Here is a 25,639-nt window from a genome sequence, read left to right as displayed (position 1 = left end):
TATGGGCCACATGCAAAGCAGGGGGCCCAACAGGGGCGTTCGGGCCGGGGGGGCGGGGGCGGCGCGGATGCTGCGCATCCGCGCCGCCCCCGCCCCCCCGGCCACCCCCGGGTCGACCAAAAAGGAAAGGCCCCGCTCTGCGGGGCCTTGATTTTTGGGCGAAATCCATCGGGGATGGTGCGTGCAAGCACGCACCCTACGCCGGGGTAGGGTGCGTGACCTCACGCACCTCACTTAAGGATCGAGCGACCGGCATATTCGCCGATATCGCCCAGCATCTCCTCGATGCGGATCAGCTGGTTGTACTTCGCCAGCCGGTCCGAGCGCGACAGCGAGCCGGTCTTGATCTGACCGCAGTTGGTCGCCACCGCCAGGTCGGCAATCGTCGAATCCTCGGTCTCGCCCGAACGGTGCGACATGACATTGGTATAGCCCGCGCGGTGGGCCATATCGACGGCGCGCAAGGTCTCGGTCAGGGAGCCGATCTGGTTGACCTTCACCAGCATCGAATTGGCGCAACCCTGCTGGATGCCCATCTTCAGCCGGTTCGGATTGGTGACGAAGAGGTCGTCGCCCACCAGCTGCACCTTCTTGCCCAGGGTCTCGGTCAGGAGCTTCCAGCCCGCCCAGTCATCCTCGGAGCAGCCGTCCTCGATCGAGATGATCGGGTAATCGGCAGCGAGGCCAGCCAGGAAAGCCACGTTCTCTTCGACCGACAGGCTCTTGCCCTCGCCCTTCATCTCATAGCGGCCGCCCTTGAAATACTCGGTCGCCGCGCAGTCCAAGGCCAGATAGATGTCCTCGCCGGGCTTGTAGCCCGCCTTTTCGATCGACTTCAGGATGAAGTCCAGGGCATCCCGCGCCGAGGAGAGGTTCGGCGCAAAGCCGCCCTCGTCGCCGATCCCGGTGTTGTGACCCGCCGCCTGCAGCTCTTTCTTCAGCGTGTGGAAGACTTCCGAGCCCATGCGGATCGCGTCGCGGATATTCGCGGCGCCCACCGGCATGATCATGAATTCCTGGATGTCGATCGGGTTGTCGGCATGTTCGCCGCCGTTGATGATGTTCATCATCGGCACCGGCAGGATGCGGGCCGAGGTGCCGCCGACATAGCGATACAGGGGCTGCTGGGTGAACTCTGCCGCGGCCTTGGCCACCGCGAGCGAGACGCCGAGGATCGCATTGGCCCCCAGGCGGCCCTTGTTCGGCGTGCCATCCAGCTCGATCATCGTCATGTCGATGCCGACCTGCTCGGTGGCGTCGAAGCCGATGATCTCTTCGGCGATCTCGCCATTGACGGCCGCCACCGCCTCCAGGACGCCCTTGCCCATGTAGCGGGACTTGTCGCCATCGCGGCGCTCCACGGCCTCATGCGCCCCGGTCGAGGCGCCCGAGGGCACGGCCGCGCGGCCCATGGCCCCGCTTTCCAGGACGACGTCCACCTCGATGGTGGGATTGCCGCGGCTGTCGAGGATCTCGCGGGCGTGAATGTCGATGATCGTGCTCATGGATTGGTCCTATGGCAGAAGGGTGCTCTCGCATTCCGTTTAGCGGCGGATTGTAACAAGGGAAAGGGTCAAGCGGCCTATCGGCGCAGGATCAGCGTCAGGATGCCCGAGGCGACGATCAGGCCCGCGCCAAGGAGCGTCACCAGGTCGGGCGTCTCGGCGAAGAAGACCGCGCCGATGACCAGCGCGAAAAGCAGCCTCGAATAGCGGAAGGGCGCGATGCGGGCGACATCGCCCGAGCGTGTCGCCTCGATCACCGCCCAATAGCCGCCGGTGCCGAAGACGAAGGCGGCCAGGAGCGAGGCGGTCTGGGCCAGGTCTGGCGTGACGAAGTCCTGGAAGGGGAGCATGCCCAGCGACAGGACCAGGACCGAGCCCACGCCCCAGGCCGAGACCTGCTCGGTCGAGATATCCTTGGGGATATTGCGCGAGGCCAGGTCGCGCAGCGCGAGCCCCGCCACGGTGACAAGCACCCAGGCGGCCGCGGGACGAAAGCCCTCGAGCCCCGGGCGGATCACCAGGAGCACGCCCGCAAAGCCCGCCGCAATGGCGAACCAGCGCCAGGGCGCAACCCTTTGGCCGAAGAAAAGCGCCGCGCCCAGCGTGACCGCCAGTGGCAGGGCCTGGAGGACGGAGGAGACAGTGGCGAGGGGCACCGAGGCCAGGGCCGTCATATAGGCGAAGGTCCCCACCATCTCGCCCGCATTCCGCGCCACGACCGCAGGATGCCAGAGGCCTTTGGTCAGGCTCTGCCTGCGCGCCTTGGTGAGGCCTCCGAAGAAAAGGAGGCCGAGGGCGGTGGTCAGAAGCAGGATCTCGCCCGTGGGAAGGCTTTGGGCGGAGAGTTTCAGGAAAAGGTCCTCGACGGCGAAAAGGGCCATGGAGAGGGTCATCAAGAGAATGCCGCGGAGGTTTGGGGAGAGCGGCATGGGGGTGTTCCTGGGGTCGGGCGGGGCTGGCCCCGGGGGATATTTGATCAAAGGGGGATTGGAAAGGGGGGCTCTGCCGACTGGGGTGGGGGCGCGAAGTGGGGCGGGCGTCCCGCCGACTGTGGGGAGGGCGCTGGGTGGAGGGGGCTCTACCGACTGAGGTGGGCGCGCGAAGTGGGGGGGCGGTTCCGCCGACTTTGGGGGGGGCGGCGGAGGGTGGCCCTGCCGAATGAGCGGGGGGCGGACCTCATCTCCCGGCACGCAGCGCCGAGGACATGATCCATGTGACCAAAGGGGGCGGCTGCACGCGGAATGAGGTCTGGAGCCCCGAGCGGGGGGGGACGACCGGGGGGGCGGAGGGCCTTGCCCCTATGCGCCGCGTCTTGCCGGCTCCGCCCTCTCCCTGGTCAGCCGGGCTTGGCAAAGCGGCCTTGACCTGGAGGCCCCTTGCCTTGCCCTCAGTCCTTGACGCGCTTGGCGTAGAGCTCCAGCCGGTGGCCGATCAACCGATAGCCCAGGCGCGCCGCGATGCGCTCTTGCAGCGCCTCGATCTCGGGATCGACGAATTCGATGACCTCGCCGGTGCCCATGTCGATCAGGTGGTCATGGTGGTCGCGCTCGGCATCCTCGTAGCGCGCGCGCCCGTCGCCGAACTCCAGCCTGTCGAGGATTCCCGCCTCCTCGAAGAGCTTGACCGTGCGGTAGACCGTGGCCAGCGAGATCCCCGCGTCGAGCCGCGCCGCCCTGGCATGCAGCTCTTCGACATCCGGATGGTCCTCGGCCTCGGAGAGGACGCGGGCGATCACCCGGCGCGGGCTCGTCATGCGCAGGCCCCTCGCCTCGCAGCGCGCGATGATGTCAGCCATGGTCCACCTCCTGCCGCCGCTTTACCCAGAGGCCGGGCGCTTGGGAAGGGGGCTTGGAGGCGCGCCGCGCCCGGGGCCGTCCAGAGGGCGCCGGGTCGCGCGATGGAGGAGCAGTCGGCAGGGCGCGGGGGCAGGGGGGGAGCAACGGCCCAGTCGGCAGGGCCCCCGTCCTCCCCCGTCCTCCCTCGCTCCCATCCGCCCTCGCCCCCATCCGCCCTCCAACCCGAAGCGCCGGGTTTCCTCTCGCCCGGCTTGGCGCTAGTCAGGGGATGCGGGCCTTTCCCGCCGGGGAGGGCGTCATGCGCAAGGACAGGCTGGACAGTGTCGGACTGGGCGTGCTTCTCGCCGTGGCCCTGCTCCTCGCGGGCAACCAGATCGTCATCAAGCTGGTGAATGCGGGCATCCAGCCGATCTTTGCGGCGGGGCTCCGTTCGGCCATGGCCGTGGGCTTCGTCGGCCTCTGGCTCTGGTATCGCGGGCTCTGGCCCCGGATGCGGCTTGCCGACCTTGGTCCCGGGCTCCTGATCGGCACGGTCTTTGCGGCCGAGTTCATGGGGCTTTTCATGGCGCTGGACCTCACCACCGTGGGCCATGCCAGCCTGATCATGTATTCCATGCCGCTCTGGATGGGGATCGCCGCCCATGTCTTCATCCCCGGAGAGCGCGCGACGCCGATGAAGGCCCTGGGGCTGGGCCTGGCCTTCGCGGGCACGGCCTGGGCGATCCTGACCAAGGGCTCGGGCGGGCAGGCCTCCTGGCTCGGTGACCTCTGCGCGCTGGTGGGCGCGCTGGGCTGGGCGGGCACGGCCTTCATCGCAAGGGTCTCGCGCCTGCGCCATGCCGGGCCCGAGGCGCAGCTTTTCTGGATGGTCCTGGTCTCGGCCCCGATCCTCCTGGCCGCGGCCCCGCTCTTTGGCCCGCTCCTGCGTGAGCCCCTGCCCATCCATTGGATCGCCCTTGTCCTGCAATCGGCGGTGGTCGTGGCGGGGGGCTTCGTCGCCTGGCTCTGGCTTTTGTCGGTCTACCCGACCTCGACCGTCGCCTCCTTTTCCTTCGTCACGCCGCTCCTGGCGATTCTCGCCGGGCATTTCCTCTTTGGTGAGTCGCTCTCCATGGGCCTGATCGGGGCGGCCTGCCTGGTGTCTTGTGGTATCGTTCTTATCAACCGCAAGGCGAGTTGAGGCCGCAGAATCAACGCTGACCTGTAGACCCCGCTTCACATCCCGGATTAGTCCCAAGCCCCAAACCCCCCTCTCCCCAAGGATTTCAGGCCGCCATCCACAGGCGCCCCCCTTTCGCCCACAGACTAATCCACAGGCGGGGCTGCACCTGCAAAAACGCCACAGTTAGACAGCCTCTCAGGGTCAAGCACAAAATCTGGGGGAACAACGTAAAAAATTCGTTGCCGTCCCCCAGATATTGCGCCAGTTTCCATTCGGCGGGCCAGGGGCGTTGAAAAGACCTCGAAGGGCCTGCGGGGACATCGAGCATCTGCCTTACTCCTGTGACGGGGTGGCGCGTGGCATCTGCCGCGCGGCGGCGGCTTGCGCTTTGCCTCATGGGGACAACGGCGGGGCAGCCTCGCGGAAAAGGGATGTGGTCATGAAGATCGAGCGGAAGTTCACCACGGCGGAAGACGGTGCCTATGGGGCCCTGGCGTTCCAGCTGACGACCTCGGAAATCCGCAATCCCGATGGCAAGGTGGTGTTCCGCAACGAGGCGGTCGAGGTCCCCGAGGGCTGGTCCCAGGTCGCGGCCGACGTGATCGCGCAGAAGTATTTCCGCCGGGCTGGCGTTCCTGCCGTGACCAAGCGCGTCCAGGAAAAGGGCGTGCCGCGCTTCCTCTGGCGCCAGGTCGCCGATCTCGAGGCGCTGGAGCTGCTTCCGGCCGACAAGCGCTATGTGGGCGAGACCTCGGCCCGCCAGGTCTTCGACCGCCTGGCCGGCGCCTGGGCCTATTGGGGCTGGAAGGGTGGCTATTTCTCGACCGAGGCCGATGCCAAGGCCTATTACGACGAGATGCGCTATATGCTCGCGCGCCAGATGGCCGCGCCGAACAGCCCGCAGTGGTTCAACACCGGCCTGCATTGGGCTTACGGCATCGACGGCCCGGGGCAGGGCCATTTCTATGTCGATCACAAGACCGGCGTCCTGACCAAGTCCGAATCCGCCTATGAGCATCCCCAGCCCCATGCCTGCTTCATCCAGTCCGTCCGCGACGACCTGGTGAACGAGGGCGGGATCATGGACCTCTGGGTCCGGGAAGCGCGTCTCTTCAAATACGGCTCGGGCACCGGCACGAACTTCTCCTCGCTGCGCGGTGAGGGCGAGAAGCTTTCGGGCGGCGGCAAGTCTTCCGGCCTGATGGGCTTCCTGAAGATCGGCGACCGGGCTGCGGGCGCCATCAAGTCGGGCGGCACGACGCGGCGTGCGGCCAAGATGGTGATCTGCGACATGGATCACCCCGATATCGAGGAATTCATCAACTGGAAGGTGATCGAGGAGCAGAAGGTCGCCTCGCTGGTGGCGGGTTCCAAGGCGCATGAGGCGCGGCTGAACGACATCTTTGCCGCGATCCGGGCCTGGGATGGGTCGTCGGAGGATTCGGTCGATCCGGCCAAGAACCCGGCCCTGAAATCCGCGATCAAGGCCGCCAAGAAGGCCATGATCCCCGACACCTATACCAACCGCGTGCTGCAATATGCGCGCCAGGGCTTCACCTCGATCGAATTCCCGACCTATGACACCGACTGGGATTCCGAGGCCTATAACTCCGTCTCGGGCCAGAATTCCAACAACTCGGTCCGCGTGACCGACGCTTTCCTAAAGGCCGTCAAGGCCGATGCCCCCTGGGAGCTGAGCCGCCGCACCGATGGCAAGGTCGCCAAGACCGTCTCGGCCCGCGAGCTTTGGGACCAGATCGGCCACGCCGCCTGGGCCTGCGCCGACCCCGGCATCCAGTTCCATGACACGGTCAATGCCTGGCACACTTGCCCGGAAGATGGCCCGATCCGGGGCTCGAACCCCTGCTCGGAATACATGTTCCTGGATGACACGGCCTGCAATCTGGCCTCCTTGAACCTCTTGACCTTCCAGAAGAACGCAAAGTTCGATGCGGAAGCCTATATCCATGCCTGCCGGTTGTGGACCGTCACGCTGGAAATCTCGGTGATGATGGCGCAGTTCCCCTCGAAGGAAATCGCGCAGCTGTCCTATGACTTCCGCACGCTTGGCCTCGGCTATGCCAATATCGGCGGGCTTTTGATGAACATGGGGCTCGGTTATGACAGCCGCGAGGGCCGGGCGCTTTGCGGTGCCCTGACTGCCCTGATGACCGGGATCTCCTATGCGACCTCGGCCGAGATGGCCAAGGAGCTTGGCCCCTTCGCAGGCTATGAGCGCAACCGTGACCACATGCTGCGCGTCATCCGCAACCACCGCGCGGCGGCCCATGGCTCCCAGGCCTATGAGGCGCTGAACGTCGATCCGGTGGCCCTGGACGCCCGCAACTGCCCCGATGCCGACCTCGTGCAACTGGCGCGCGGCGCCTGGGACGAGGCTCTGGCCTTGGGTGAGGCCAATGGCTTCCGCAACGCCCAGACCACCGTGATCGCCCCCACCGGCACCATCGGCCTGGTCATGGATTGCGACACGACCGGCATCGAGCCCGACTTCGCGCTGGTGAAGTTCAAGAAGCTGGCGGGTGGCGGTTACTTCAAGATCATCAACCAAAGCGTTCCGGCGGCTTTGGAAACCTTGGGCTACCCCGGCCACCAGATCGCCGAGATCGTGGCCTATGCCGTGGGCCATGGCTCCATCGCCCAGGCGCCGGCCATCAACCACACGGCCCTGATCGGCCACGGCTTCGGCCCCCGCGAGATCGAGAAGATCGAGGCCGCGCTGCCCACCGCCTTCGACATCCGCTTTGTCTTCAACCAGTGGACCCTGGGCGAGGACTTCTGCCACAAGACCCTCGGCATCCCGGCCGAGAAGCTCTCTGACCCCTCCTTCGACCTGCTGCGGCACCTCGGCTTCACCAAGGCGCAGATCGAGGCGGCCAATGACCATGTCTGCGGCACGATGACGCTGGAAGGCGCGCCGCATCTGAAGCCGCATCACTATTCGGTCTTCGACTGCGCCAATGCCTGCGGCAAGAAGGGCAAGCGTTACCTCTCGGTGGAATCCCACATCCACATGATGGCGGCGGCGCAGTCCTTCATCTCGGGCGCGATTTCCAAGACGATCAACATGCCGAATTCGGCCAGCATCGCGGAAACCCTGGCCGCCTATGAGCTGTCGCATTCGCTGGGCATCAAGGCCAACGCGCTTTACCGCGATGGCTCCAAGCTCTCGCAGCCTCTGGCCAGCGCGCTCATCGAGGATGACGAAGAGGCCGAGGAAATCCTGGCCTCGGGTTCGGCCCAGGAAAAGGCGGCGGTGATTGCCGAGAAGATCGTCGAGAAGATCATCTACAAGGAAATCATCCGCACCAACCGCGAGAAGCTGCCGGAGCGCCGCAAGGGCTATACCCAAAAGGCCATCGTCGGCGGTCACAAGGTCTATCTGCGGACCGGCGAATATGGCGACGGGCGGCTGGGCGAGATCTTCATCGACATGCACAAGGAAGGCGCGGGCTTCCGGGCGATGATGAACAACTTCGCCATCGCCATCTCGGTCGGCCTGCAATATGGCGTGCCGCTGGAGGAATATGTCGAGGCCTTCACCTTCACCCGCTTCGAACCGGCGGGCATGGTGCAGGGCAATGACTCGATCAAGAACGCGACCTCGATCCTGGACTATATCTTCCGGGAACTGGCCGTGTCCTACCTCGACCGCACCGACCTCGCCCATGTCAAACCCCAAGGCGCCGCTTTCGACGACCTGGGCCATGGCAACGACGAGGGCAAGCGCAACGTGACCGAGGTCTCGGAAGCCGCCGCCTCCAAGTCGGTGGAGCTTCTGAAGTCGATCTCCTCGACCGGCTACCTGCGCAAGCGGATGCCGCAAGAGCTGGTGGCGCTGCAAGGCGGCATGGCCTCGCCGGTGGTGGGCTTCTCCGAGGCCGCCTCGACCTATACCGCCACGGCCTCGACCGCGATCTCGACCGGCACCGTGAGCCTGGACCTGCGCACCAAGGCCAAGATGCAGGGCTATGAAGGCGATCCTTGCGGCGAATGCGGCAACTACACGCTGGTGAGGAACGGCACCTGCATGAAGTGCAACACCTGCGGCGGGACCTCTGGCTGCAGCTGATCGGCTGCGCCCTCTTGACGCGACCATCGGGCCCCTGACCTGGGGCCCGACTTTTCCAACACCTGAAAGCCCCCCATGCATATCATCATCGGCACCGACCGCATCACGCCCGAGGCGATCCATCCCTTTGCGGGCGGCGTCATTGCCACCCTGCGGGGCGAGGCCTTGAAGGCGGTGCTGGATGCCACCTTCCGGGGCAAGGGCTCGATCGAGATGTCGGGCGGGGACCTGGACCGCCGCCCGATGAGCGTCACCGCCATCGAGATGGCGGGCCAGGATACGACCGTCACGCTGGTCTGCGCCGGGCCGCGTCGCGACCTGCATTAAGACCGCGCCGCTTCCGCCTGATTTTCCATGATTTATGCCTTTTTCGCACTTCTCTTCCTTGTCCTCGGCCTGCTTTTGTGGCGCGACCATGGGCCGCGCCCCAAGCTGCCCAAGCCCGCTCCCGTCAGCCCCAAGCGCCACCGCCGCAAGGCGCCGCCCCGCCGCGAGATCCTGGTCGATGGCTCCAATGTCATGTGGTGGGACGGCGATACGCCCAAGCTGGAAACCTTGGTCACCGTGGTCTCGCGCCTCAAGGCTGAGGGCTTCACGCCCGGGGTGATCTTTGACGCCTCGGCCGGCCATCGGCTCTTTGGCCGCTACCGCGACGATGCCTATATGGCGGCCGCGCTTGGCCTGCCTGCCGAACAGGTCCTGGTCGTCCCCAAGGGCGAGGTCGCGGACCGGTTCCTCTTGATGACCGCCCGCGACCGCAAGCTCCGCGTCGTCACCAATGACCGCTACCGCGACTGGCTGGAGGAGTTCCCCGAGGCAAAGGGGCGCCTGGTCCAGGGCGGCTTCCAGGGCGGCATCCTCTGGCTCGACCCGCTGATCTGACAGCAAGAGGCTTGACGGAATCGTACGCATGTACAACCCTGTCGCAAAGGGGGGCCCATGGATTTCGTGCATTTCCTCTCCAGCCACATGCTGGACCCGAAGCTTGGCGGCAAAAGGCTCTATCGTGACGTGGTCGAACAGGCCATCCGGGCCGAGGCCCTGGGCTATGACGGCGTCGCGGTGCCGGAACATCACCTGGTCAATATCCTGCTGATCCCCTCGCCTTTGCAGATGGCGGTCAAGATCGCGGCCCATACGACGCGGCTGCGCATCATGACCTCGGTCTGCCAGCTGCCGCTTCGTGACATGCGGATCTTTGCCGGAGAGGTGATCCAGGCCCAAGCGCTTTGTGACGGGCGCCTGATGCTGGGCGTGGGCAAGGGGGCCTTTGCCTATGAGACCGACCGTCTTGGCGTGCCCTTTGCAGAGACCAAGCCGCGGTTCGAAGAGGCGCTCCAGGTGCTGGAGGCGCTATTGACCCGGGAAGAGGTCGCCTGGAGCGGGACGCATTACAACTTCCCCGCCCTGACCGTGATGCCGCGCCCCGAGGACCCGATCCCGCTGATGCTGGGCGTCATGCTGCCTGCGGGGATCGAGGCGGCGGCGGCGAAGGGCTATCACGTCCAGACGACGCCTTTGGGCGCCGCCCATGGCCAGCTCGAGGCGCAGGTCGCGGCCTTTCACCGGGGCCGCGCGGCGGGGGGGCATAAGAACCGCCTCTCCTTGCAGCGCGGGGTCTATCTCGTGGGCTCGGAGGCGGAGCGGCGGCGCATGGTTGACCGCGCGCATCTGTACTACGGCAGTTTCGACAATGTCTTTGGTGGTCCCGGGATCGTCGACAAGGGCGTGATCCGCCCCCTGCCTCGGGCCCAGACGGCGGAGGAGCTGGGGGAGAATATCCTGATCTGCCAAAGGGATGAGATGATCGACCGGCTTGGCGCTTATGGCGATCTGGGGATCGACGAGGTCATCGTGACCTCGGTCTTCGGCCAGCCGCAGGAGGAGACGCTTGCAATGATGGAGAGGCTTGCGACCGAGGTTTTCCCGGCGCTGAGGAGGTAAGAGATGCCCGTAATCCGGATCGAAATGTTTGAGGGCCGCACGACAGACCAGAAACGCGCCTGCGCCGAGGCGGTGACCAAGGCCTGGGTCGAGACCTGCGGCGGGACGCCCCAGTCGGTGACGGTGATCTTCACCGATGTGGCGAAAAGCGATTGGGCGACGGGCGGGCGCCTCGCTTCGGATCCCAAGGAATGACCGGGTTTTCCGTGGCCGGGCAGGGGCCCGCGCTTTTCATGATCCATGGCATCGGGGCGCGGCGGGCGACCTTCGACCGCATGGTCGAGGGCCTGCGCGACCGTTTCACCTGCATCACCTATGACCTGCGCGGCCATGGGTTGACGCCTTGGGACGGCGCTCGGTTCGGGCTCGATGACCTGGTCGATGACCTCGAGGCGCTCCGCGCCCGGCTCGGGATCGAGGCGGCGCATGTCGCGGGGCACAGCCTGGGCGGCATGATCGGCCCGCGTTACGCTTTGCGCTATCCCGAACGGGTGCTGTCGCTGGGCCTCTGGTCCACGGCGGCCTTCCGGACCGAGGATGACAGCGCCAAGGTGCGGGCGGTGGTGGCGGCGATGCGGGAGAAGGGGATCGGCCCGGTGCTCGATACCCTGACCGCGCGCTGGTTCACCGATGACTTCTGCGCGGCGCGGCCGGATGTGATCGACTGGCGCAAACGGCAGGTGATGGCGACCGACCCCACGGTCTTCCTGAATGTCTTCGACATCTATGCCGAGACCGAGATGGCGCCCTGGCTGCATGAGGTCAAGGCGCCCGCGCAGATCATCACCGGCGAGAATGACGGCGGCTGCAATCCCAGGCTGAACCGGCTGATCCAGGGGGCGATGCCGGGGTCGGAGCTGGAGATATTGCCGGGGCTGAAACACGCCATCTTCATCGAGGCGACGGAACAGGTCTTGCCCCATGTCCGGCGGTTTCTCTTGGCCAGGGAAGGTGCGTGAGGGAAGGCGCGCGAGATCACGCAGCCTGCATACCGGCGCGCATGGTGCGTGTGATCACGCGGCCTGCATCATCCGGGGACGCCTCTACCACCTCGCCGCGATGCCCGGGGGAGGGTGCGGGCTTGCACGCACCGAGGCTCAGAGGAACTTCTGCATCAGCACGAGGTCCATGTAGCGACCGAATTTCCAGCCGGCCTCGCGGATCCGTGCGGCCTCGGCATAGCCCATGGCTTCGTGGAAGCGCAGGCCCGCGACATTCTCGGCGCTGACCCCCGCGATCATCTGGTGAGCGCCTTCCTCGCGGGCATGGGCCTCGATCGCGGTCATCAGCGCGCGCCCCATGCCCCGCCCCTTCTCGGTCGGGGCCAGGATGATCGTGTGCTCCATGGTCTTGGAATAGCCGAGCCCCGAACGGAACTGCGCATAGGTCGCAAAGCCCAGGATGGCGCCCTCCTCATCGGCAGCCACCAGGAAGCCATGGCCCGCCGTGGTGCGCGCGACGATCATCTCGGCCACATCTTCGGGGCGCTTGACCACCGGGTTGAAGGTCACGGCGGAATTCTCGATGAAGGGGTTCCAGATCGCGGCGATGGCCTGGGCATCGAGCACGGTTGCGGGGCGGATCATCCCAGGCTCCTTTGACCAAAGGGCGTATCGAAGACGGCGGTCAGGCGCTTTTCCGGGGCCAGCGCGATCTCGACCCGGTCGTCGGCCAGGTGAAGCCCGGCGCGCAGCGCCTCGGCCTCGGGATGGCCGATGACCAGGCGTTGCAGCCGCACTCCCATGTCTGGCAGGGCCAGGGCCGGATGCGGCCCATCCCATTGAATCAGCGCGGGAAAGGCGCCGTCATGGGGCAGGCACCCATCCTCGGGCACCGCCATGCGCCAGCGATACTCCCCCCGCGAGAGCGCCATGGGCACCCCCGTCCCGCCAGGCGCGCGGGCGAGGTCGGCCGAGAGGTCATCGCTTTCCACAACCCAATTCGTGATCCGCGGCGCGCCCTGGAACCGGTCGAGGTCGAACCAGCGCGGACGGCCCGGAGGCGGCGCCTCGGGGTCCACCGCGATGACCTCGAGGTAAAGATCGCCCAGGCCCAAAAGCCGGTTATGCGTGCCGAAGGCCGGATGCTTGCCCCCGCCGGTCAGTTTCACCCCCAACTGCGCCTCGACCCAGGCGACGCCCGCCTCCAGGTTTTCGGCCGCAATCGCGATATGGTCGAAGCGCAACATCAGTTCACCCTCCCCTCGGCCCGCAGCGCCAGGGCCAGAGACTGGAAGCGCGCCTGCGCCACCTCTCCGAACAGGTCGCGCCCGGTGTCGTTCAAATGCAACTCCAGCACCCGTTTCTTGGGCTGCCAGTCGAGCTTGCCCGCCTCGGAGGGATCGCCCGCCGCAAACATCGCGCCAAAGCGCATCGCCTTGCCCAGAACCTCGGCCTGGTTGATGTCTTCATCCGAGAGGAGCCGGAACAGGCTCTCCATCCGGCTGCCCGAACGGCTGTTCTTGTAGCGGTGCAGAAGCGCCAGCCCCAGGAAGACCCGGCCCGGATGGTCAAGGCCCCCGAGGTTCGCCCGCGTCGCATTGTCGAAACAGGCCTCGGCGCGGTAGTCAGGGTGCGCGCGCCAGGTCGTGTCATGCAGAAGACAGGCCGCCTTGATCAGCCGCAGCCGGTCAGAGCTGACCCCGGGGAAAAGCGGCAGGAGGAATTCGTAAAGCTTCTTGCCCGTGCCGGGGATGCGCGCCGCCGTCAGCTCTGCCATCCGCGCGGCCTCGATCAGGGGATCGCGCTTGCGCAGGTGGTCGGGCATGACCTCATAGAGGAGCCCCTCGCGGATGCCATAGGCCGAGACATCCAGCTCGGAGGGTTTCAAGACCGTGATCAACTGCGCCAGGACCTCGCAGGCCAGGGGCACCAGGTCCATCCGCTCCGACGAGGTCCCGGTCCGCGCCCGCAAGACGCCCGCGTCCGAGGCCTGGATCCAGGCGATCGTGTCCAAAAGGCTTTGCGGCTGCATCCGGTATTCATGCAGCACGGTCAAAGGGTAGCTCCGCCGCTCCATATCCAGCCGGGCGATGACCCGCCAGGAGCCGCCGACGAGGTAGATGCGCTCGCCCTCCGACTTGATCTCGTCCTGCAAGGTCTTGAGAACCTTGGCGATATGCGCCGCACGCTCTTTCGGCCCGCCCTTGACCTGCATCAGGCGGAAAGGCCCCAGCGGAGAGGTCGCACGGCGGCCCACTTGCCCGCCCGAAATCCGCGCCAGTTCCATCGAATTGCCGCCGATGTCGCAGACCACGCCCTTGGCATCGGGCCAGCCCAGAAGCACGCCCTGGGCCGAAAGCCTCGCCTCTTCGTCGCCATCCACGACCCAGATCTTGAGGCCGGTCTGCTCCAGCACCTCGCGCTGGAACTCCGGCCCGTCCTCGGCCTCGCGCGCGGCGGCGGTGGCGACGACGGTCATGGTCTCGATCCCCATGCCCTTGGCCAGAAGCGCGAACCGCTTCAGGGCCACCAGGGCGCGCTTGCGGCCCTCGGGGTTGAGGCGCCCGGTCTCGGCCAGGCCCTTGCCAAGCCCGCACATGATCTTTTCGTTGTAGAAATAGGCGGGCGAGCGCGCGGCGCCGTCGAAGACCACCATCCGGACCGAGTTCGAGCCCACATCGACCACGCCCACGCGGCTCAGCGCGCGTGCCTTGGGGTCGTCAAAGAGATGGCCGCCGAAGTGATCCCAATCGGGCTCCGGGTTGCGAATGATCATGAGGTGAGTCTTCCTTGGCCGTCTTGGTTAAGGTGTGGCCGATAGTAGGCCACGGGTCAATCGCGTAGGGTGGGTGAAACCCACCGCTGCGGGCGTGGTGGGTTTCACCCACCCTACTCTCCGGCCAGTTTCGGCACATCCTTGGCCCCCGCCGTGCCACGACCCGAGAGCGAGGGGTTCTCCATGAAGAAGCGGTGGCAGTTGAAGAGGCTGCGGTCGGCGGGTTTCAGGTCGCGTGTATAGGCGCCATCTGGGGCCAGGACCCAGGCCTGCGCCTCATCGGCGAGGTTGGCCGCCATGATCTGGCCCATGATCTGGTTGCGCACCGTCTGGTTGTGGATCTCGACCAGGGTCTCGACCCGGCGCGAGAGGTTGCGGTCCATCCAGTCGGCCGAGGACATGAAGACCCGCGCCGCCTTGGAGGGCAGGCCCTGGCCATTGCCGAAACAAACGATGCGAGAATGTTCCAGGAAGCGGCCCACGACCGATTTCACCCGGATATTCTCGGACAGGCCCTTGATGCCCGGACGCAGGCCGCAGATGCCCCGGATGATCAGGCTGATCTTCACCCCGGCCTGGCTTGCGGCATAAAGCGCGTCGATGACATCGGGCTCGAAGAGCGAGTTCATCTTGATCCATATTTCCGCAGGCCGCCCCGCCTTGGCATGCTCCGCCTCGGCCGCGATCATTTCCAGAAGCCGCGACTTCAGGTTGATCGGTGCAATCGCGAGGTTTTCCAAACCTTGCGGCTGCACATAGCCCGAAAGGTAGTTGAAGACCTTGGTCGCATCGCGCCCCAGTCCCGGGTCGCAGGTCATGAGGCTGAGGTCGGTGTAAATCCGCGCCGTGATCGGGTGGTAATTGCCGGTGCCGTAATGGGTATAGGTCACCAGGTTATCCCCCTCGCGCCGCACCACGGTCGAGATTTTCGCATGCGTCTTCAGGTGGATAAACCCGTAAACCACATGAGCCCCCGCGCGCTCCAGGCGGCGGGATTGGAGGATGTTCGCCGCCTCGTCGAAACGGGCCTTCAGTTCCACCAGCGCCGTGACCGACTTGCCATTCTCGGCCGCCTCGCAGAGCGCCGAGACGATGGGGCTGTCGTGGCTGGTCCGGTAGAGGGTCTGCTTGATCGCGAGCACATTGGGGTCGCGCGCCGCTTGCTCCAAAAAGCGGATGACCATGTCGAAGGTCTCATAGGGGTGGTGCAGCAGCATGTCCTTTTGCCGGATCGCGGCGAAGATATCGCCGTTGTGGTCGCTGACCCGCTCGGGCACGCGCGGCGTGAAGGGCGGCCACAACAGGTCGGGGCGGCTGTTCAGCACAAGCTGCTTCAGGTCCGCGACGCCGAGAAGGCCACGCACCTCGACCATCTCGTTCTTGGAGACCCCAAGCTCCTCCATGATCAGCGCCCGCAGGTCGGGCGGCGCGCCTGCCGAGAGCTTCAGCCGGATCACCTCCCCCCGGCGGCGGCGCTTCAGCGCGGTCTCGAACTCGCGCACCAGGTCCTCGGATTCCTCTTCGACGTCCAGGTCGCTGTCGCGCAGGACCCGGAACATGCAGTGGCCGCGGTCGGTATAGCCGGGGAAAAGCATGTCGAGGTGGAGAAGAAGCAGCTCTTCCAGGGGCAGGAAGCGGTGTTCGCCGGATTTGCCGGGCAGGGGGACGAAGCGCGCGATCTGCTGGGGGATCGGCAAGAGCGCCTTCAGGCTGCGGCGATCGGACAGGCGCTCCAGCTCCAGGGCCAGGCAAAAGCCGGTGTTGGGGATGAAGGGAAAGGGGTGGGCCGGGTCGATGGCAAGCGGCGAGAGCACGGGGAAGACCTTGGAGAGGAAGTTCTCCTCCAGCACCTTCAAATCGCGGACGGTCAGTTTCGACCGCGTCAGGATGGTGATTCCCTCACTCTCCATCTCGCGCTTCAGCTTGTTGAAGACCGACTGCTGCATCTGCATCAGCCGCCGCGCATCCTCGTGAATCAGCGAGAGCTGTTCGGAGGGCGTGCGGCCATCGTCCGACAGCATCGCATCGCCGTTCCTGACCTGCGCCATCAGCCCCGCCACGCGGACCGTGTAGAATTCGTCCAGGTTGGTGGCCGAGATCGACAGGAACCGCAGCCGCTCCAGGAGCGGCACGGCGGGGTTCGAGGCCTCTTCCAGCACGCGCCAGTTGAAGGCCAGCCAGGAGAGCTCGCGGTTGAAGAAGCGCCTGGGGCCTGCGGTCTCGGCGGCGGGATAGGTCGTGGGCTGCGGAAAGGGGGCTTTGAGGAAATCGGCCTGGGTCATGGTCTGGCGCCTTCTTTTGGCGCGATCCTTTCACTCTGCGGCTTCAGTGTCCATAACCTCGGCGGCCAAAGCGCGGGTGATCGGGCGATGCTGGGCCAGGGAGCGGGCGTCGAGGAGCCCGACCAGGTGGCGGGCGGCCTCGACCGACCGCTCCATCCGGGGCAAAAGATAGGGGATCAGGTTGGGGGGCACCTCGACCTGGCGGTCGGCGAAGAGCTTGGCCAGGATGGCCGAGAGCAGGTCATCGTCGGGCGGCTCGATCCGGGCGAGGCTGGAGGCCTGGAGCCGCGACAGAAGGTCGGGCAGGCGCACCCAGTCGCGCGGCGGCTCTGGCGCGGTGAGCAAAAGTGCGCCCCGGTTCAGGCGGTTGCAGAGGTGAAAGAGCGCCTCGGGGTCGGTGACGCGGTGGGCGTCGTCGATCACCACCCGGGCCTCGGGCGGCAGGACCATCAGCGCGGGGCCCAGGTCGCGGGGGTCGAGCCAGATCGTCTCGGCACCAGCCGCCCAGACATGGGCCAGATGCGTCTTGCCCGAGCCCGGCGGCCCGGTCAGGATCAGGCGGCGGTTGGTCCAATCGCCCTCCAGCGTCGCAAGCGCCAGGGCATTGCCCGGCGAGACGACGAAATCCTCCCGCGACCAGGCTTGCAGCGCGGGCAGGTCAAAGGTCAGCTGTCCGTTCAAGGCTCATCCCCGGGCGTGTCTCCGGTGTAGAGGCGGCTTTCCTGGTAACGGGCGATGACGAAGCGGGTCAGCACGCCGATCGTGGCCGACAGGGGCACGGCGACCAGCATGCCGACAAAGCCGAAGAGCCCGCCGAAGACCGAGAGCGCGAACATCAGCCAGACCGGATGCAGGCCCACGGATTTGCCCACGAGGCGCGGGGTCAGGACATTGCCCTCGATGAACTGGCCAAAGCCGAAGATGAAGGCGATGAGGCCTATCTGCAGCCAATCGCCCCAGAACTGGTAAAGCGCAAGCCCGATGGCGAGCGCGCCGCCCAGAAGCGAGCCGATATAGGGGATGACGGTGATGGCGCCCGCGAAGGCTCCGATCACCAGGCCGAACTGCAGCCCCGCCGCCATGAGCGCCGTGGCGTAATAGGCGCCGAGCGCCAGGCAGACCGTGACCTGTCCGCGCACGAAACCCGCAAGGACCGAGTCGATCTCGCGCGCGATCTGGCGAATCGTGGGGGCCTGGGCGCGGGGCAGAAGCCCGTCGATGCGTTCGATCATGTGGTCCCAGTCGACCAACAGGTAAAAGGCCACGACGGGCACGATGACGATGAAGAGAAGTGCCGAGACGACGGACAGAAGCGAGGAGATCACCCCCTGCGCCAGGCTCCCGCCCTTGGCCTGGATGGCCTGGGCGATCTCGGCCAGGGTTTGGCGCATGGTCGAGGTGCTGTCGGAAAGCTCGGGGAACTGGGTGATCAGCTGGGTGGTGAGCTTGGCCGAAATCTCGGGCGCGGCGTTGATCAGGGCGGTGAGCTGGCTGACCAGCATGGGGATGACGGCCAGGACCAAAAGGATGAAGAGCACAAGGGCCGCCAGGGTGATGAGCGCGGTGGCCGCAATGCGCGAGAGGCCCATGCGCTCCAGCCGGTCGGCGACGGGGTCGAGGAAATAGGCGATGGCCCCGCCCACGAGGAAGGGCAGCATCACGGGCCCGAGGAACCAGAGGGCCAGGAAGAAGACCAGGGCGACGATGGCCCAGAAACGTCCGTGGAAGTTGATCGGCACCATGGGCCCCCTGTTGCGTCCTTGGCAGATATCGCCTTGGCGCTGGCGCGATGCAAGGGTGCGGCTGGAAAGGGGGCGCGATTGGGCCCCGTCGGAAGGGGGCGGCCTTCGACGCGCGCGGCTTGGCGTGGCAGGCACCCGGCGCGGGGAAAGCCAGGGCCGGGAAGAAGGACCGGGGGACCTTGTGGAGGAGTGGCCGCGCGTGCGTGGGGGGAGGACCCTGTCCTGCACGGCCAGCCTGGCGCTGACGGAGTGGTCGCGCGTGCGTGGGGGGGGGATTGCGATCGTCATGCGAATTGCATTTCGCGCCAGCGGGGTGCGGCAGCCGCGCCCCGACGGCCTGAAGCAAGACGCCCCTGCATTTCGCGCGCACGTGGGGCCCCATCCCTGCGCCTGATTGCGCAAGGCATCAACACCCCGGATTGCACCGCGCGCGTGGGGGCATCATCAGGACGCCCGCGATGAAACTCATAAACTCCGATTGCACCGCGCGCGCGCGGGGGGGGCGGCCCAGATGACCGCAGCGTGACAGGAATGGATGCCTAGCGCCGAGCGCGCGGGGGGGCGCTGGGTCACAAAGGTCAATCCGCCCCAGGCCAAGCCCTAGCGCCGCGCACGCGTAGGGGGCATCGCTGGCCGTGGGGCTGTGGTTGATGTCGAGGGCTTTGCGCCGCGCGCATGGGGGGCATCCGCTTGGGCGGGCTTAATTATGTGTTGAGCTACGTCCTCTTGCACCTCCCGCGAGCGTTGGGGGCATCCGCCCGGCCCTTTCCACACGGTCCCCCAGGTCGTGTCTTGCAACCCGCGCGCGTGGAGGCATCCGCACCGGGCTGGACAGCTTACATCACGCTTAAACGTCCTTCTTCCCGCGCGTTGAGGCATCGGGGTCCGCTGCTTTCATCAGCAGCCGTGCCCGCTTGCACCTCACGCGTGCGGGGAGGCATCCGCGCCATGGCGTGGCCTCGATGCCCTGCTGCGTATTGCGCCTCGCGCCCGCGTGGGAGCATCCGGGATTTCCCCCAGGCATTTCGTCGCCTTGGCCTGCTTGCACCTCGCCCGTGCGGGGGGCATCCGGGGCTTCGGAAACGAGGTCGGGTGGCCCCGTGCGATGGGGTCGGCGGGGATTGGGAAATACCCTCCACTCGGGGGCGGCCGCGCGCGGAGGGCAGGGGGCTGCGGCCCGACGTTGCCGGTGACTTGGCCGAAAGGTCGCCGCCATGCCCCTCCGGTTTGGTCCGGGGGGACTGACGGAAGCTCTGGCTTCCGCGCAGCATCGCCCTGGCAGCTTTCGGCCTTGCCGGGGGGGCAGGGCCGGGCTTCGGCGAAGGTCTCCCGCAAATGTGGCTTGACGCCCCCGTCATTTGCCCATCCGCCAGTGGAGTGGGCCGTGAACCCACCGCTCGCGCTCGGCCCTCACAACTGTCCCGTGACTTGCGCCATGGAATAGTCCGCCAGACGCGAGGCATGAAGGAATGGGCTCGGAGGTGACGAGGCCACGACCGGGCTTCAAGCTGCGACCGCAAGTGCTGATCCGGGGGCGGTGGCCCCAGACAGGCGGCGATGCCAGGGATCCGGCAGCCCAGGGATTTCGATTCAAGCCGTGGCCCAAACGCCCGCGGCCCGCAACGCGCGTCCGGAGACCGCAATCTCAACTTGCGCGGCGCAGGCCCTCGCTTGCTTGGCCCGAGGAGAACTGGCTGAGCGTCCGATCCAGCGCCACGGCCTCATCCCGCAGCTTTTGCGTGGCCAGCATCGACTGCTCGACCATGCCCGCATTCTTCTGCGCCACCTGGTCAAGCTGGTTCACCCCCAGGTTCACCTCGCCCAAGCCCAGCGACTGCTCTTGCGCCGCCCCGGCAATCGAGGTGACCAGTTGCGAGATGTCGCCCACCCGGGCCACCATCGAGTTCAATACCTCGCCGGCCGATCCCACGGCATCCACGCCGCGCCCGACAAGCTGCGACGAGGTGCTGATCAGCGTCTTGATCTCTTTCGAGGCATCCGAGGACCTTTGCGCCAGGGCCCGGACTTCGCTGGCCACGACCGCGAAGCCGCGACCCGCCTCGCCCGCCCGTGCCGCCTCGACCCCCGCATTCAGCGCCAGAAGGTTGGTCTGGAAGGCAATGTCGTCGATCACCCCGATGATCTGGCTGATCTGGTCAGAGCTGCGTTCGATGCCATTCATCGCTTCGACCGCCGTGCCCACGACCTTGCCGCTTTCCTCCGCCTCGCGCCGAGCCGACTGCACGATCTGCTCGACCTCGCGCGCGGAGTTGGCGGCCGATTTCACCGAGGCCGTCAGCTCGTCCAGCGCCGCCGCCGTCTCTTCCAGCGTGGCGGCCTGGTTCTCCGTGCGGCGCGACAGGTCCTCGGTCCCGGCGTTGATCTCGTCCGCCTGGACGCGAATGGCGCGCGACGAGGCGACGACCCGGCTGATCAATTCGGCAAGACGGCTCACCGTCTGGTTGAAATTCACCCGCAGCCCTTCGTATTCGGACGGGAAGGGATCGCTGATCGCATGGCTCACATTGCCCGAAGACAGCTGCGACAGGCCGACCGACAGGGCGGTCACCACGCTGTGGCTCTCGGCCTGGGCGCGGGAGATCTTGTCCTCCATCTCCAGCGCCTCGCGCAGGCGCGCTGCCACCAGGGCCAGGTAATGCGCGATGCCCGACAGCTCGTCCATGCCCTTGGCCGCTTCCTGCGAGCCGATCGTCTCTTCGGCAATCTTGCGCAGATCGTCACGCACCGTTTGCAAGGGTTTCGAGATCGAGCGTCCCAGGGCCAGGTTCGACACGACGAGGATCACCGCCGAAACCCCGGCCGCCGCGATCATGATCTGAAGCGCGAAATCGACCGTCGCCGAGGCCTCTGCCCCCGCGACCTCCCCCGCCTTGGTGATCTGTTCGCCCAGGGCTTCCATCTTGACTTCAAGGTCAAGGAAAGCGGCCTCGAACTCCGGCAGGGCAGCATCGCCGCCCCCAAAGACCTTCAGTGCGCCCGCGACCACGCCTTCCGCCGCAGCGGCATAGCGTTGAACCAGGGGTTCGACCTCTGCGACCGTGGCCAGGGTCGCTGGATCGAGATCCAGGAGCTTCAGCGCTGCAATCTCGTCGACGAAGATCTTGGCATGGTCGGTCGTATCGGCGCGGATCGCATCCTTGACCTCTGCCGGGGCCATCGGACCCTTGAGCATGGCGTTCAGCACATCGCCGCGCAACGCATCATGCATCATGTCGCCGTTCATCGAATGCAATACAGCCCGGGTCGAGATCGTGGCATGGTCCAGCCCGGAGGAACTGCGCGACAGGCCGACCTCACCGGCGATGAACGTCAAGGCAAGCCCGATCAGGGTGACCAATCCGGCAAGGCGCAACCGCCCCTTCAACGAAAGGCCAAGGCCCGGCCTGGTTTTCGAACGCTGCACTGGCATCTCCATCACAAGGCTAAACACGCAAGGGCAAGATGGCCTTGATTCCTTGAAACCCGGTTAACCCGGCCCCATTGACTTGCCTGCCCCCTGTCAACCCGCTAGGAACGTTGCAAACCCTGGAGGCCCTCATGCGTCTGTCGCGCTATTTCCTGCCCGTCCTGAAAGAAAACCCCGCCGAGGCGCAGATCGTCTCGCACCGCTACATGCTGCGCGCCGGCATGATCAAGCAGCAGTCGGCGGGCATCTATTCCTGGCTGCCCTTGGGCCTGCGCGTCCTGAACCGCATCCAGGAGATCGTGCATCAAGAGCAGGTCCGCGCCGGTCACATCCCGCTTCTGATGCCGACGCTGCAACCGGCCGACCTCTGGCGCGAGAGCGGGCGCTATGACGACTATGGCCAGGAGATGCTGCGCATCAAGGACCGCCAGGGCCGCGAGATGCTTTACGGGCCGACCAACGAAGAGATGATCACCGATATCTTCCGCGCCCATGTCAATTCTTACAAGGACTTGCCGCTGACGCTCTACCACATCCAGTGGAAGTTCCGCGACGAGATGCGCCCGCGTTTCGGCGTCATGCGGGGGCGCGAGTTCCTGATGAAGGACGGCTACAACTTCGACGTCGACCGCGACGCGGCGCTCCATGCCTACAACCGCCACATGGTCTCCTACCTGCGCACCTATGAGCGGATGGGCCTGACGGCGATCCCGATGCGGGCGGCCTCGGGTCCCATCGGCGGCGACAACACGCATGAATTCCTGGTCCTGGCCCAGACCGGCGAGTCGGAGGTCTTCTACGACGACCGCGTCACTGCCCTGAAACTGGGCTCCCGCGAGGTCGATTACGACGACCGCGCCGAGGTGGCCGGCGTCTGCGCCGAGTTCACCACGCTTTACGCCCGCACCGACGAAACCCATGACGCTGGCCTCTTCGAGCAGATCCCCGAGGAACACCGCAAGGTGGGCCGTGGCATCGAAGTGGGTCAAATCTTCTATTTCGGCACCAAGTATTCCGAAGCCATGGGCGCCGTGGTCACCAATGACAAGGGCGAGAAGGTCCCGGTCGAGATGGGCTCGCATGGCATCGGCGTGTCGCGTCTTCTGGGCGCGATCATCGAGGCCAACCACGACGACAAAGGCATCATCTGGCCGGAAGGCGTGACGCCCTTCCCGGTCGGCATCGTGAACCTGAAGCAGGGCGACGCCGCCGCCGACGCCGCCTGTGCATCCTTGGAAAAGGCGCTCCTGGCCAAGGGCCTGGAGCCCCTCTACGACGACCGTGACGAGCGCGCAGGCGCCAAGTTCGCCACCATGGACCTGGTGGGCCTGCCCTGGCGCATCACGGTCGGTCCGCGCGGCCTGGCCAATGGCGTCGTGGAACTGACCTCGCGCCGCACGGGCGTCTCGGAGGAACTGACCCCCGAAGCCGCCGTCGAGCGCATCGCGGAAATCTACGCCGGTCGCTGAGCGGCCCGCTGACCGGGAGCCTATGGCTCCCGGTCGTCAGAAGACCTCGGCCACCGAGGGCGGGGCGATGCGCAAGGACCAGGCCCGGACCAGGACGGCGACGCCCAGGGTGAAGATCACCAGGGTCGCCAGGTTCGACACGATGCTCAGCGCGAAGAACGGCACGGGGGAGTCGATCCAGGCCGCGCTTCCCGTCAGGAAAAACAAAGTGATCAAGAGGACGGCGATCACCACCGTGCTCAGGATTGGGCCGATGAAGAGCCCGCCCAGCACGGGCAAGGCCGTCCGCCCGGCCCGGGCAAAGGCCTGACCGGGGCTGAAGCTCTCTCCGGCGACCGCGGCCGGAAGCGCCATCCCCGACAGGGCGGTCCAGAGCAGGGAAATCGCGAACCAGGCCGTGAACAGGGTGCCGAGGAAGACCTCGGTCGGCGTGCCGCCGGCCAGGACCATGGCCGCGCCGATGGCCAGGACAATGGGCGGGACCACAAGCAACAGCACCGGCAGGATCACCTTGCGCATCGACTTCGAGAAGCCCGCCAACAGGGGCTCCTGCTTGAGCATATGGCCCAGAAGCCCCTGGGTCAGGGCAAAGGTCCCGATCAGCAAGGGGCCGAGGTAATAGCTCTCCTTGATCGACAAGAGGCTTGGCAGCGACAACACAACGGCAGCGATCGCGTAGAAGACCGGGTTCTTGCGCAGGCAATCGGCGGTCATGGCATAGATCGAAAACATAATTCCCTCGGGGGCTTGATATTGCCCAAAGAGAATGCTAAGGCCGCCCCGCCGTCAACCCCCGGACCCAAGGCCCGCCCCCGCGACAACAGCCGGATTTTGCGACAGCGAAATCCGGAGAAAAGCCGTGAAGGGGAGGGCTTGGCCCTCCCCTTCTCCTTTGGGTTCAGTCGAAGACCGCCGCCTGCCGCAACGAGGGGTCGAGCCCCCGGTCGATCCGCCGGGCCGAAACGAAAAGCGCGGCCTGGCCGAAGACCAGCGCCAGTCCAAGGGCAACCAAGCCGGGCAGGTTGTTGAAAACAATATAGGCCATCGAGAACCCGAAAAAGCGCGCGGTCAGGGATATCACGGCCACCTGCAGCAGCACAAAGGCCGCCAGGGCGATGACCAGGGGCCCCGCCAGGGCCAGACCCAAGAGCCGCCAGATCCCCTTGCCCAGCCAAAGCCGCAGGATCGGCAGCGCCCCCGTCTCGGTCTGGGTCGCAAGGGCGGGCAGGGCCGGCCAAAGCACCAGCGCCAGAGCCAGCCCGAGGAGGACGAAGCCAAGTTGGAGCAACTGGCCGTAGAATCCAAAGGCAAAAGAGGTAAAAGACCCAAGACCCACCTGGCTCATGACAAAGCTCTGCAAAAGCGTGACGACCAGGCCCGGAAGGGCAAGCAGCACCCAGACCCGGCCCAGCGGCCTCAGATCCCTTAAGCTGCGTGGCAAGAGCGGCCGTTGCAGCACCAGGTGGCGCTGGATCGCCAGGCACAGAAACGCCGTCGGCAGGTTGGCCAGGGCCGAGTTCAGCACCAGGACCAGGGTCAAGCTCTGATCCCCGAAGAGGTTCCCTTGGATCATGCCGCGAAAAAGCGGGAAAACCGACAGCAAGAGCCGCAAGATGGCCCAAATCACCAGCAGCCCGGCCGCGCGACCCAAAAGGCGGAACCCGATCTCGTACATTTGCCGCATGATCTCTCCTTTCGCGTCAGGCTAGGCGATGGATGCACCTCCCGCAAGCTCTGGACTTCCCGCGCTTTTCCGCGTTTCCTTTCGCCCAAACGGAGGGGACCATGAAACAGGCACTGATCACTTGGGGCGGTTGGGACGGGCATCAGCCCGACAAGGTGGCGGCTTTGTTCGCCGAGGACCTGCGCGCGGCGGGCTTTGGGGTCGAGGTGCATGACACGCTCTCCTGTTTCGACGATGCGGAGCGGGTCAAGACCTTCGACCTCATCGTCCCGGTCTGGACCATGAGCACAATTGCGAAAGAGCAGTCCCAGGCCGTCGCCGATGCGGTGGCGGCGGGGACGGGGCTTGCGGGCTGCCACGGCGGCATGTGCGACGCCTTCCGCAACGATGTGCTCTGGCAATTCATGACCGGCGCGCAATGGGTGGCGCATCCGGGCAATGACGGGGTGGAATACCAGGTCCGGGTGACCTCGGACCATGAAGTCGTCGCGGGCATCGTCGATTTCGGCGTCAAGACGGAACAGTATTACCTGCATGTCGACCCGGCCGTGAAGGTCCATGCGGTCTGCGACTTCCCCCTGGTGGACGGCCCCCATGCGGCCAATGGGCCGGTGCAGATGCCCGTGGTCTTCACCAAGATGTGGGGCCAGGGCTGCGTCTATTACAACGCCTTGGGTCACCAGGCCAATGTGATCGACCATGGCGCCCCGCGTGAGATGCTGCGGCGGGGGATGCTCTGGGCGGCACGCTGAGATTGGGGGATTTTGCATCCCCCAAACCCCCTGCAGGATATTTATGAAAAGATGAAAACGAGGTCACGC

At 66.1% G+C, this 25,639-nt stretch carries 21 protein-coding genes; 9 read left to right on the top strand and 12 right to left on the bottom strand.

Annotated elements, in window-relative coordinates; translation table 11 throughout:
* Positions 1-230: 230 nt before the first annotated feature.
* The 3 genes from eno to GV832_RS01840 form a co-directional block, all read right to left on the bottom strand.
* A complete protein-coding gene (gene eno / locus GV832_RS01850) occupies positions 231-1,505 on the bottom strand; it encodes a phosphopyruvate hydratase (RefSeq protein ID WP_168773099.1) in 1,275 nt (424 codons plus the stop codon).
* Between the two features lie 77 nt (positions 1,506-1,582).
* Positions 1,583-2,434, bottom strand: coding sequence for a DMT family transporter (locus tag GV832_RS01845; protein WP_168773098.1), 852 nt, complete (start codon positions 2,432-2,434; stop codon positions 1,583-1,585).
* Positions 2,435-2,892: 458 nt separating this feature from the next.
* Positions 2,893-3,300 carry a Fur family transcriptional regulator gene (locus tag GV832_RS01840; RefSeq protein WP_168773097.1) on the bottom strand — a complete coding sequence of 136 codons (408 nt, stop codon included), beginning with the start codon at positions 3,298-3,300 and terminating at the stop codon, positions 2,893-2,895.
* Positions 3,301-3,599: 299 nt separating this feature from the next.
* On the opposite strand from GV832_RS01840, the gene GV832_RS01835 reads away from it, so the two are divergent.
* From GV832_RS01835 to GV832_RS01805, 7 genes are all read left to right on the top strand, one after another.
* Entirely contained in the window at positions 3,600-4,481 is an 882-nt protein-coding gene (locus tag GV832_RS01835) for a DMT family transporter (protein WP_168773096.1), read from the top strand.
* 421 nt (positions 4,482-4,902) lie between these two features.
* Positions 4,903-8,553, top strand: a complete 3,651-nt coding sequence (locus GV832_RS01830) for a vitamin B12-dependent ribonucleotide reductase (RefSeq protein ID WP_168773095.1) — start codon at positions 4,903-4,905, stop codon at positions 8,551-8,553.
* Positions 8,554-8,628: 75 nt separating this feature from the next.
* Positions 8,629-8,880, top strand: a complete 252-nt coding sequence (locus GV832_RS01825) for a hypothetical protein (RefSeq protein ID WP_168773094.1) — start codon at positions 8,629-8,631, stop codon at positions 8,878-8,880.
* A 27-nt stretch (positions 8,881-8,907) separates the two neighbouring features.
* The gene (locus tag GV832_RS01820; RefSeq protein WP_168773093.1) at positions 8,908-9,435 is read left to right on the top strand and encodes an NYN domain-containing protein; all 528 of its coding nucleotides are present in this window, start codon (positions 8,908-8,910) and stop codon (positions 9,433-9,435) included.
* Positions 9,436-9,492: 57 nt separating this feature from the next.
* Positions 9,493-10,497, top strand: a complete 1,005-nt coding sequence (locus GV832_RS01815; RefSeq protein WP_168773092.1) for an LLM class flavin-dependent oxidoreductase — start codon at positions 9,493-9,495, stop codon at positions 10,495-10,497.
* A gap of 3 nt (positions 10,498-10,500) precedes the next feature.
* Positions 10,501-10,692 carry a 4-oxalocrotonate tautomerase gene (locus tag GV832_RS01810; protein ID WP_168773091.1) on the top strand — a complete coding sequence of 64 codons (192 nt, stop codon included), beginning with the start codon at positions 10,501-10,503 and terminating at the stop codon, positions 10,690-10,692.
* Positions 10,689-11,456 carry an alpha/beta fold hydrolase gene (locus GV832_RS01805; RefSeq protein WP_168773090.1) on the top strand — a complete coding sequence of 256 codons (768 nt, stop codon included), beginning with the start codon at positions 10,689-10,691 and terminating at the stop codon, positions 11,454-11,456. Before GV832_RS01810 ends, GV832_RS01805 begins: the two co-directional genes overlap by 4 nt.
* A 138-nt stretch (positions 11,457-11,594) precedes the next feature.
* On the opposite strand, the gene GV832_RS01800 is transcribed toward GV832_RS01805, so the two are convergent.
* The 7 genes from GV832_RS01800 to GV832_RS01770 all read right to left on the bottom strand — a co-directional run bounded on the left by GV832_RS01800 (position 11,595) and on the right by GV832_RS01770 (position 21,662).
* Entirely contained in the window at positions 11,595-12,083 is a 489-nt protein-coding gene (locus tag GV832_RS01800; protein WP_168773089.1) for a GNAT family N-acetyltransferase, read from the bottom strand.
* Entirely contained in the window at positions 12,080-12,685 is a 606-nt protein-coding gene (locus GV832_RS01795; RefSeq protein WP_168773088.1) for a VOC family protein, read from the bottom strand. Before GV832_RS01795 ends, GV832_RS01800 begins: the two co-directional genes overlap by 4 nt.
* Positions 12,685-14,214, bottom strand: a complete 1,530-nt coding sequence (locus GV832_RS01790; RefSeq protein WP_168773087.1) for a Ppx/GppA family phosphatase — start codon at positions 14,212-14,214, stop codon at positions 12,685-12,687. Before GV832_RS01790 ends, GV832_RS01795 begins: the two co-directional genes overlap by 1 nt.
* A gap of 113 nt (positions 14,215-14,327) precedes the next feature.
* Positions 14,328-16,496, bottom strand: a complete 2,169-nt coding sequence (locus GV832_RS01785; protein ID WP_168773086.1) for an RNA degradosome polyphosphate kinase — start codon at positions 16,494-16,496, stop codon at positions 14,328-14,330.
* Positions 16,497-16,526: 30 nt separating this feature from the next.
* Positions 16,527-17,177 carry a P-loop NTPase family protein gene (locus GV832_RS01780; RefSeq protein ID WP_168773085.1) on the bottom strand — a complete coding sequence of 217 codons (651 nt, stop codon included), beginning with the start codon at positions 17,175-17,177 and terminating at the stop codon, positions 16,527-16,529.
* On the bottom strand, positions 17,174-18,238 hold the full coding sequence (locus tag GV832_RS01775; RefSeq protein WP_168773084.1) for an AI-2E family transporter: 1,065 nt from the start codon (positions 18,236-18,238) through the stop codon (positions 17,174-17,176). The genes GV832_RS01780 and GV832_RS01775 overlap by 4 nt, the downstream gene beginning before the upstream one ends.
* A 1,645-nt stretch (positions 18,239-19,883) precedes the next feature.
* On the bottom strand, positions 19,884-21,662 hold the full coding sequence (locus tag GV832_RS01770; protein ID WP_168773083.1) for a methyl-accepting chemotaxis protein: 1,779 nt from the start codon (positions 21,660-21,662) through the stop codon (positions 19,884-19,886).
* A gap of 134 nt (positions 21,663-21,796) precedes the next feature.
* On the opposite strand from GV832_RS01770, the gene proS reads away from it, so the two are divergent.
* Positions 21,797-23,134, top strand: a complete 1,338-nt coding sequence (proS, locus tag GV832_RS01765) for a proline--tRNA ligase (protein WP_168773082.1) — start codon at positions 21,797-21,799, stop codon at positions 23,132-23,134.
* A gap of 36 nt (positions 23,135-23,170) precedes the next feature.
* Here the strand turns inward: proS and GV832_RS01760 are convergent, their stop codons facing one another.
* Complete coding sequence (locus GV832_RS01760; protein ID WP_168773081.1) at positions 23,171-23,866, bottom strand: hypothetical protein; 696 nt, start codon at positions 23,864-23,866, stop codon at positions 23,171-23,173.
* A gap of 166 nt (positions 23,867-24,032) precedes the next feature.
* Positions 24,033-24,818, bottom strand: a complete 786-nt coding sequence (locus GV832_RS01755; protein ID WP_168773080.1) for a hypothetical protein — start codon at positions 24,816-24,818, stop codon at positions 24,033-24,035.
* Positions 24,819-24,919: 101 nt separating this feature from the next.
* Between GV832_RS01755 and GV832_RS01750 the strand changes: the two genes are divergently transcribed.
* Positions 24,920-25,570, top strand: a complete 651-nt coding sequence (locus tag GV832_RS01750; protein WP_168773079.1) for a ThuA domain-containing protein — start codon at positions 24,920-24,922, stop codon at positions 25,568-25,570.
* The last annotated feature ends 69 nt before the right edge of the window (positions 25,571-25,639 follow it).

Origin of the sequence: Stagnihabitans tardus (genome assembly GCF_009925085.1) — a bacterium.
GTDB classification, from domain to species: Bacteria; Pseudomonadota; Alphaproteobacteria; order Rhodobacterales; family Rhodobacteraceae; genus Stagnihabitans; species Stagnihabitans tardus.
Note: the sequence above shows the minus strand (reverse complement) of the source record. Positions and strands in the feature narration are given on the sequence as shown.

What these genes read in the sequence shown, in the direction of transcription:
- eno (WP_168773099.1), bottom strand. Translation starts at nt 1,505, where the DNA reads ATGAGCACGATCATCGACATTCACGCCCGCGAGATCCTCGACAGCCGC.
- GV832_RS01845 (WP_168773098.1), bottom strand. Translation starts at nt 2,434, where the DNA reads ATGCCGCTCTCCCCAAACCTCCGCGGCATTCTCTTGATGACCCTCTCC.
- GV832_RS01840 (WP_168773097.1), bottom strand. Translation starts at nt 3,300, where the DNA reads ATGGCTGACATCATCGCGCGCTGCGAGGCGAGGGGCCTGCGCATGACG.
- GV832_RS01835 (WP_168773096.1), top strand. Translation starts at nt 3,600, where the DNA reads ATGCGCAAGGACAGGCTGGACAGTGTCGGACTGGGCGTGCTTCTCGCC.
- GV832_RS01830 (WP_168773095.1), top strand. Translation starts at nt 4,903, where the DNA reads ATGAAGATCGAGCGGAAGTTCACCACGGCGGAAGACGGTGCCTATGGG.
- GV832_RS01825 (WP_168773094.1), top strand. Translation starts at nt 8,629, where the DNA reads ATGCATATCATCATCGGCACCGACCGCATCACGCCCGAGGCGATCCAT.
- GV832_RS01820 (WP_168773093.1), top strand. Translation starts at nt 8,908, where the DNA reads ATGATTTATGCCTTTTTCGCACTTCTCTTCCTTGTCCTCGGCCTGCTT.
- GV832_RS01815 (WP_168773092.1), top strand. Translation starts at nt 9,493, where the DNA reads ATGGATTTCGTGCATTTCCTCTCCAGCCACATGCTGGACCCGAAGCTT.
- GV832_RS01810 (WP_168773091.1), top strand. Translation starts at nt 10,501, where the DNA reads ATGCCCGTAATCCGGATCGAAATGTTTGAGGGCCGCACGACAGACCAG.
- GV832_RS01805 (WP_168773090.1), top strand. Translation starts at nt 10,689, where the DNA reads ATGACCGGGTTTTCCGTGGCCGGGCAGGGGCCCGCGCTTTTCATGATC.
- GV832_RS01800 (WP_168773089.1), bottom strand. Translation starts at nt 12,083, where the DNA reads ATGATCCGCCCCGCAACCGTGCTCGATGCCCAGGCCATCGCCGCGATC.
- GV832_RS01795 (WP_168773088.1), bottom strand. Translation starts at nt 12,685, where the DNA reads ATGTTGCGCTTCGACCATATCGCGATTGCGGCCGAAAACCTGGAGGCG.
- GV832_RS01790 (WP_168773087.1), bottom strand. Translation starts at nt 14,214, where the DNA reads ATGATCATTCGCAACCCGGAGCCCGATTGGGATCACTTCGGCGGCCAT.
- GV832_RS01785 (WP_168773086.1), bottom strand. Translation starts at nt 16,496, where the DNA reads ATGACCCAGGCCGATTTCCTCAAAGCCCCCTTTCCGCAGCCCACGACC.
- GV832_RS01775 (WP_168773084.1), bottom strand. Translation starts at nt 18,238, where the DNA reads ATGGTGCCGATCAACTTCCACGGACGTTTCTGGGCCATCGTCGCCCTG.
- proS (WP_168773082.1), top strand. Translation starts at nt 21,797, where the DNA reads ATGCGTCTGTCGCGCTATTTCCTGCCCGTCCTGAAAGAAAACCCCGCC.
- GV832_RS01760 (WP_168773081.1), bottom strand. Translation starts at nt 23,866, where the DNA reads ATGTTTTCGATCTATGCCATGACCGCCGATTGCCTGCGCAAGAACCCG.
- GV832_RS01755 (WP_168773080.1), bottom strand. Translation starts at nt 24,818, where the DNA reads ATGCGGCAAATGTACGAGATCGGGTTCCGCCTTTTGGGTCGCGCGGCC.
- GV832_RS01750 (WP_168773079.1), top strand. Translation starts at nt 24,920, where the DNA reads ATGAAACAGGCACTGATCACTTGGGGCGGTTGGGACGGGCATCAGCCC.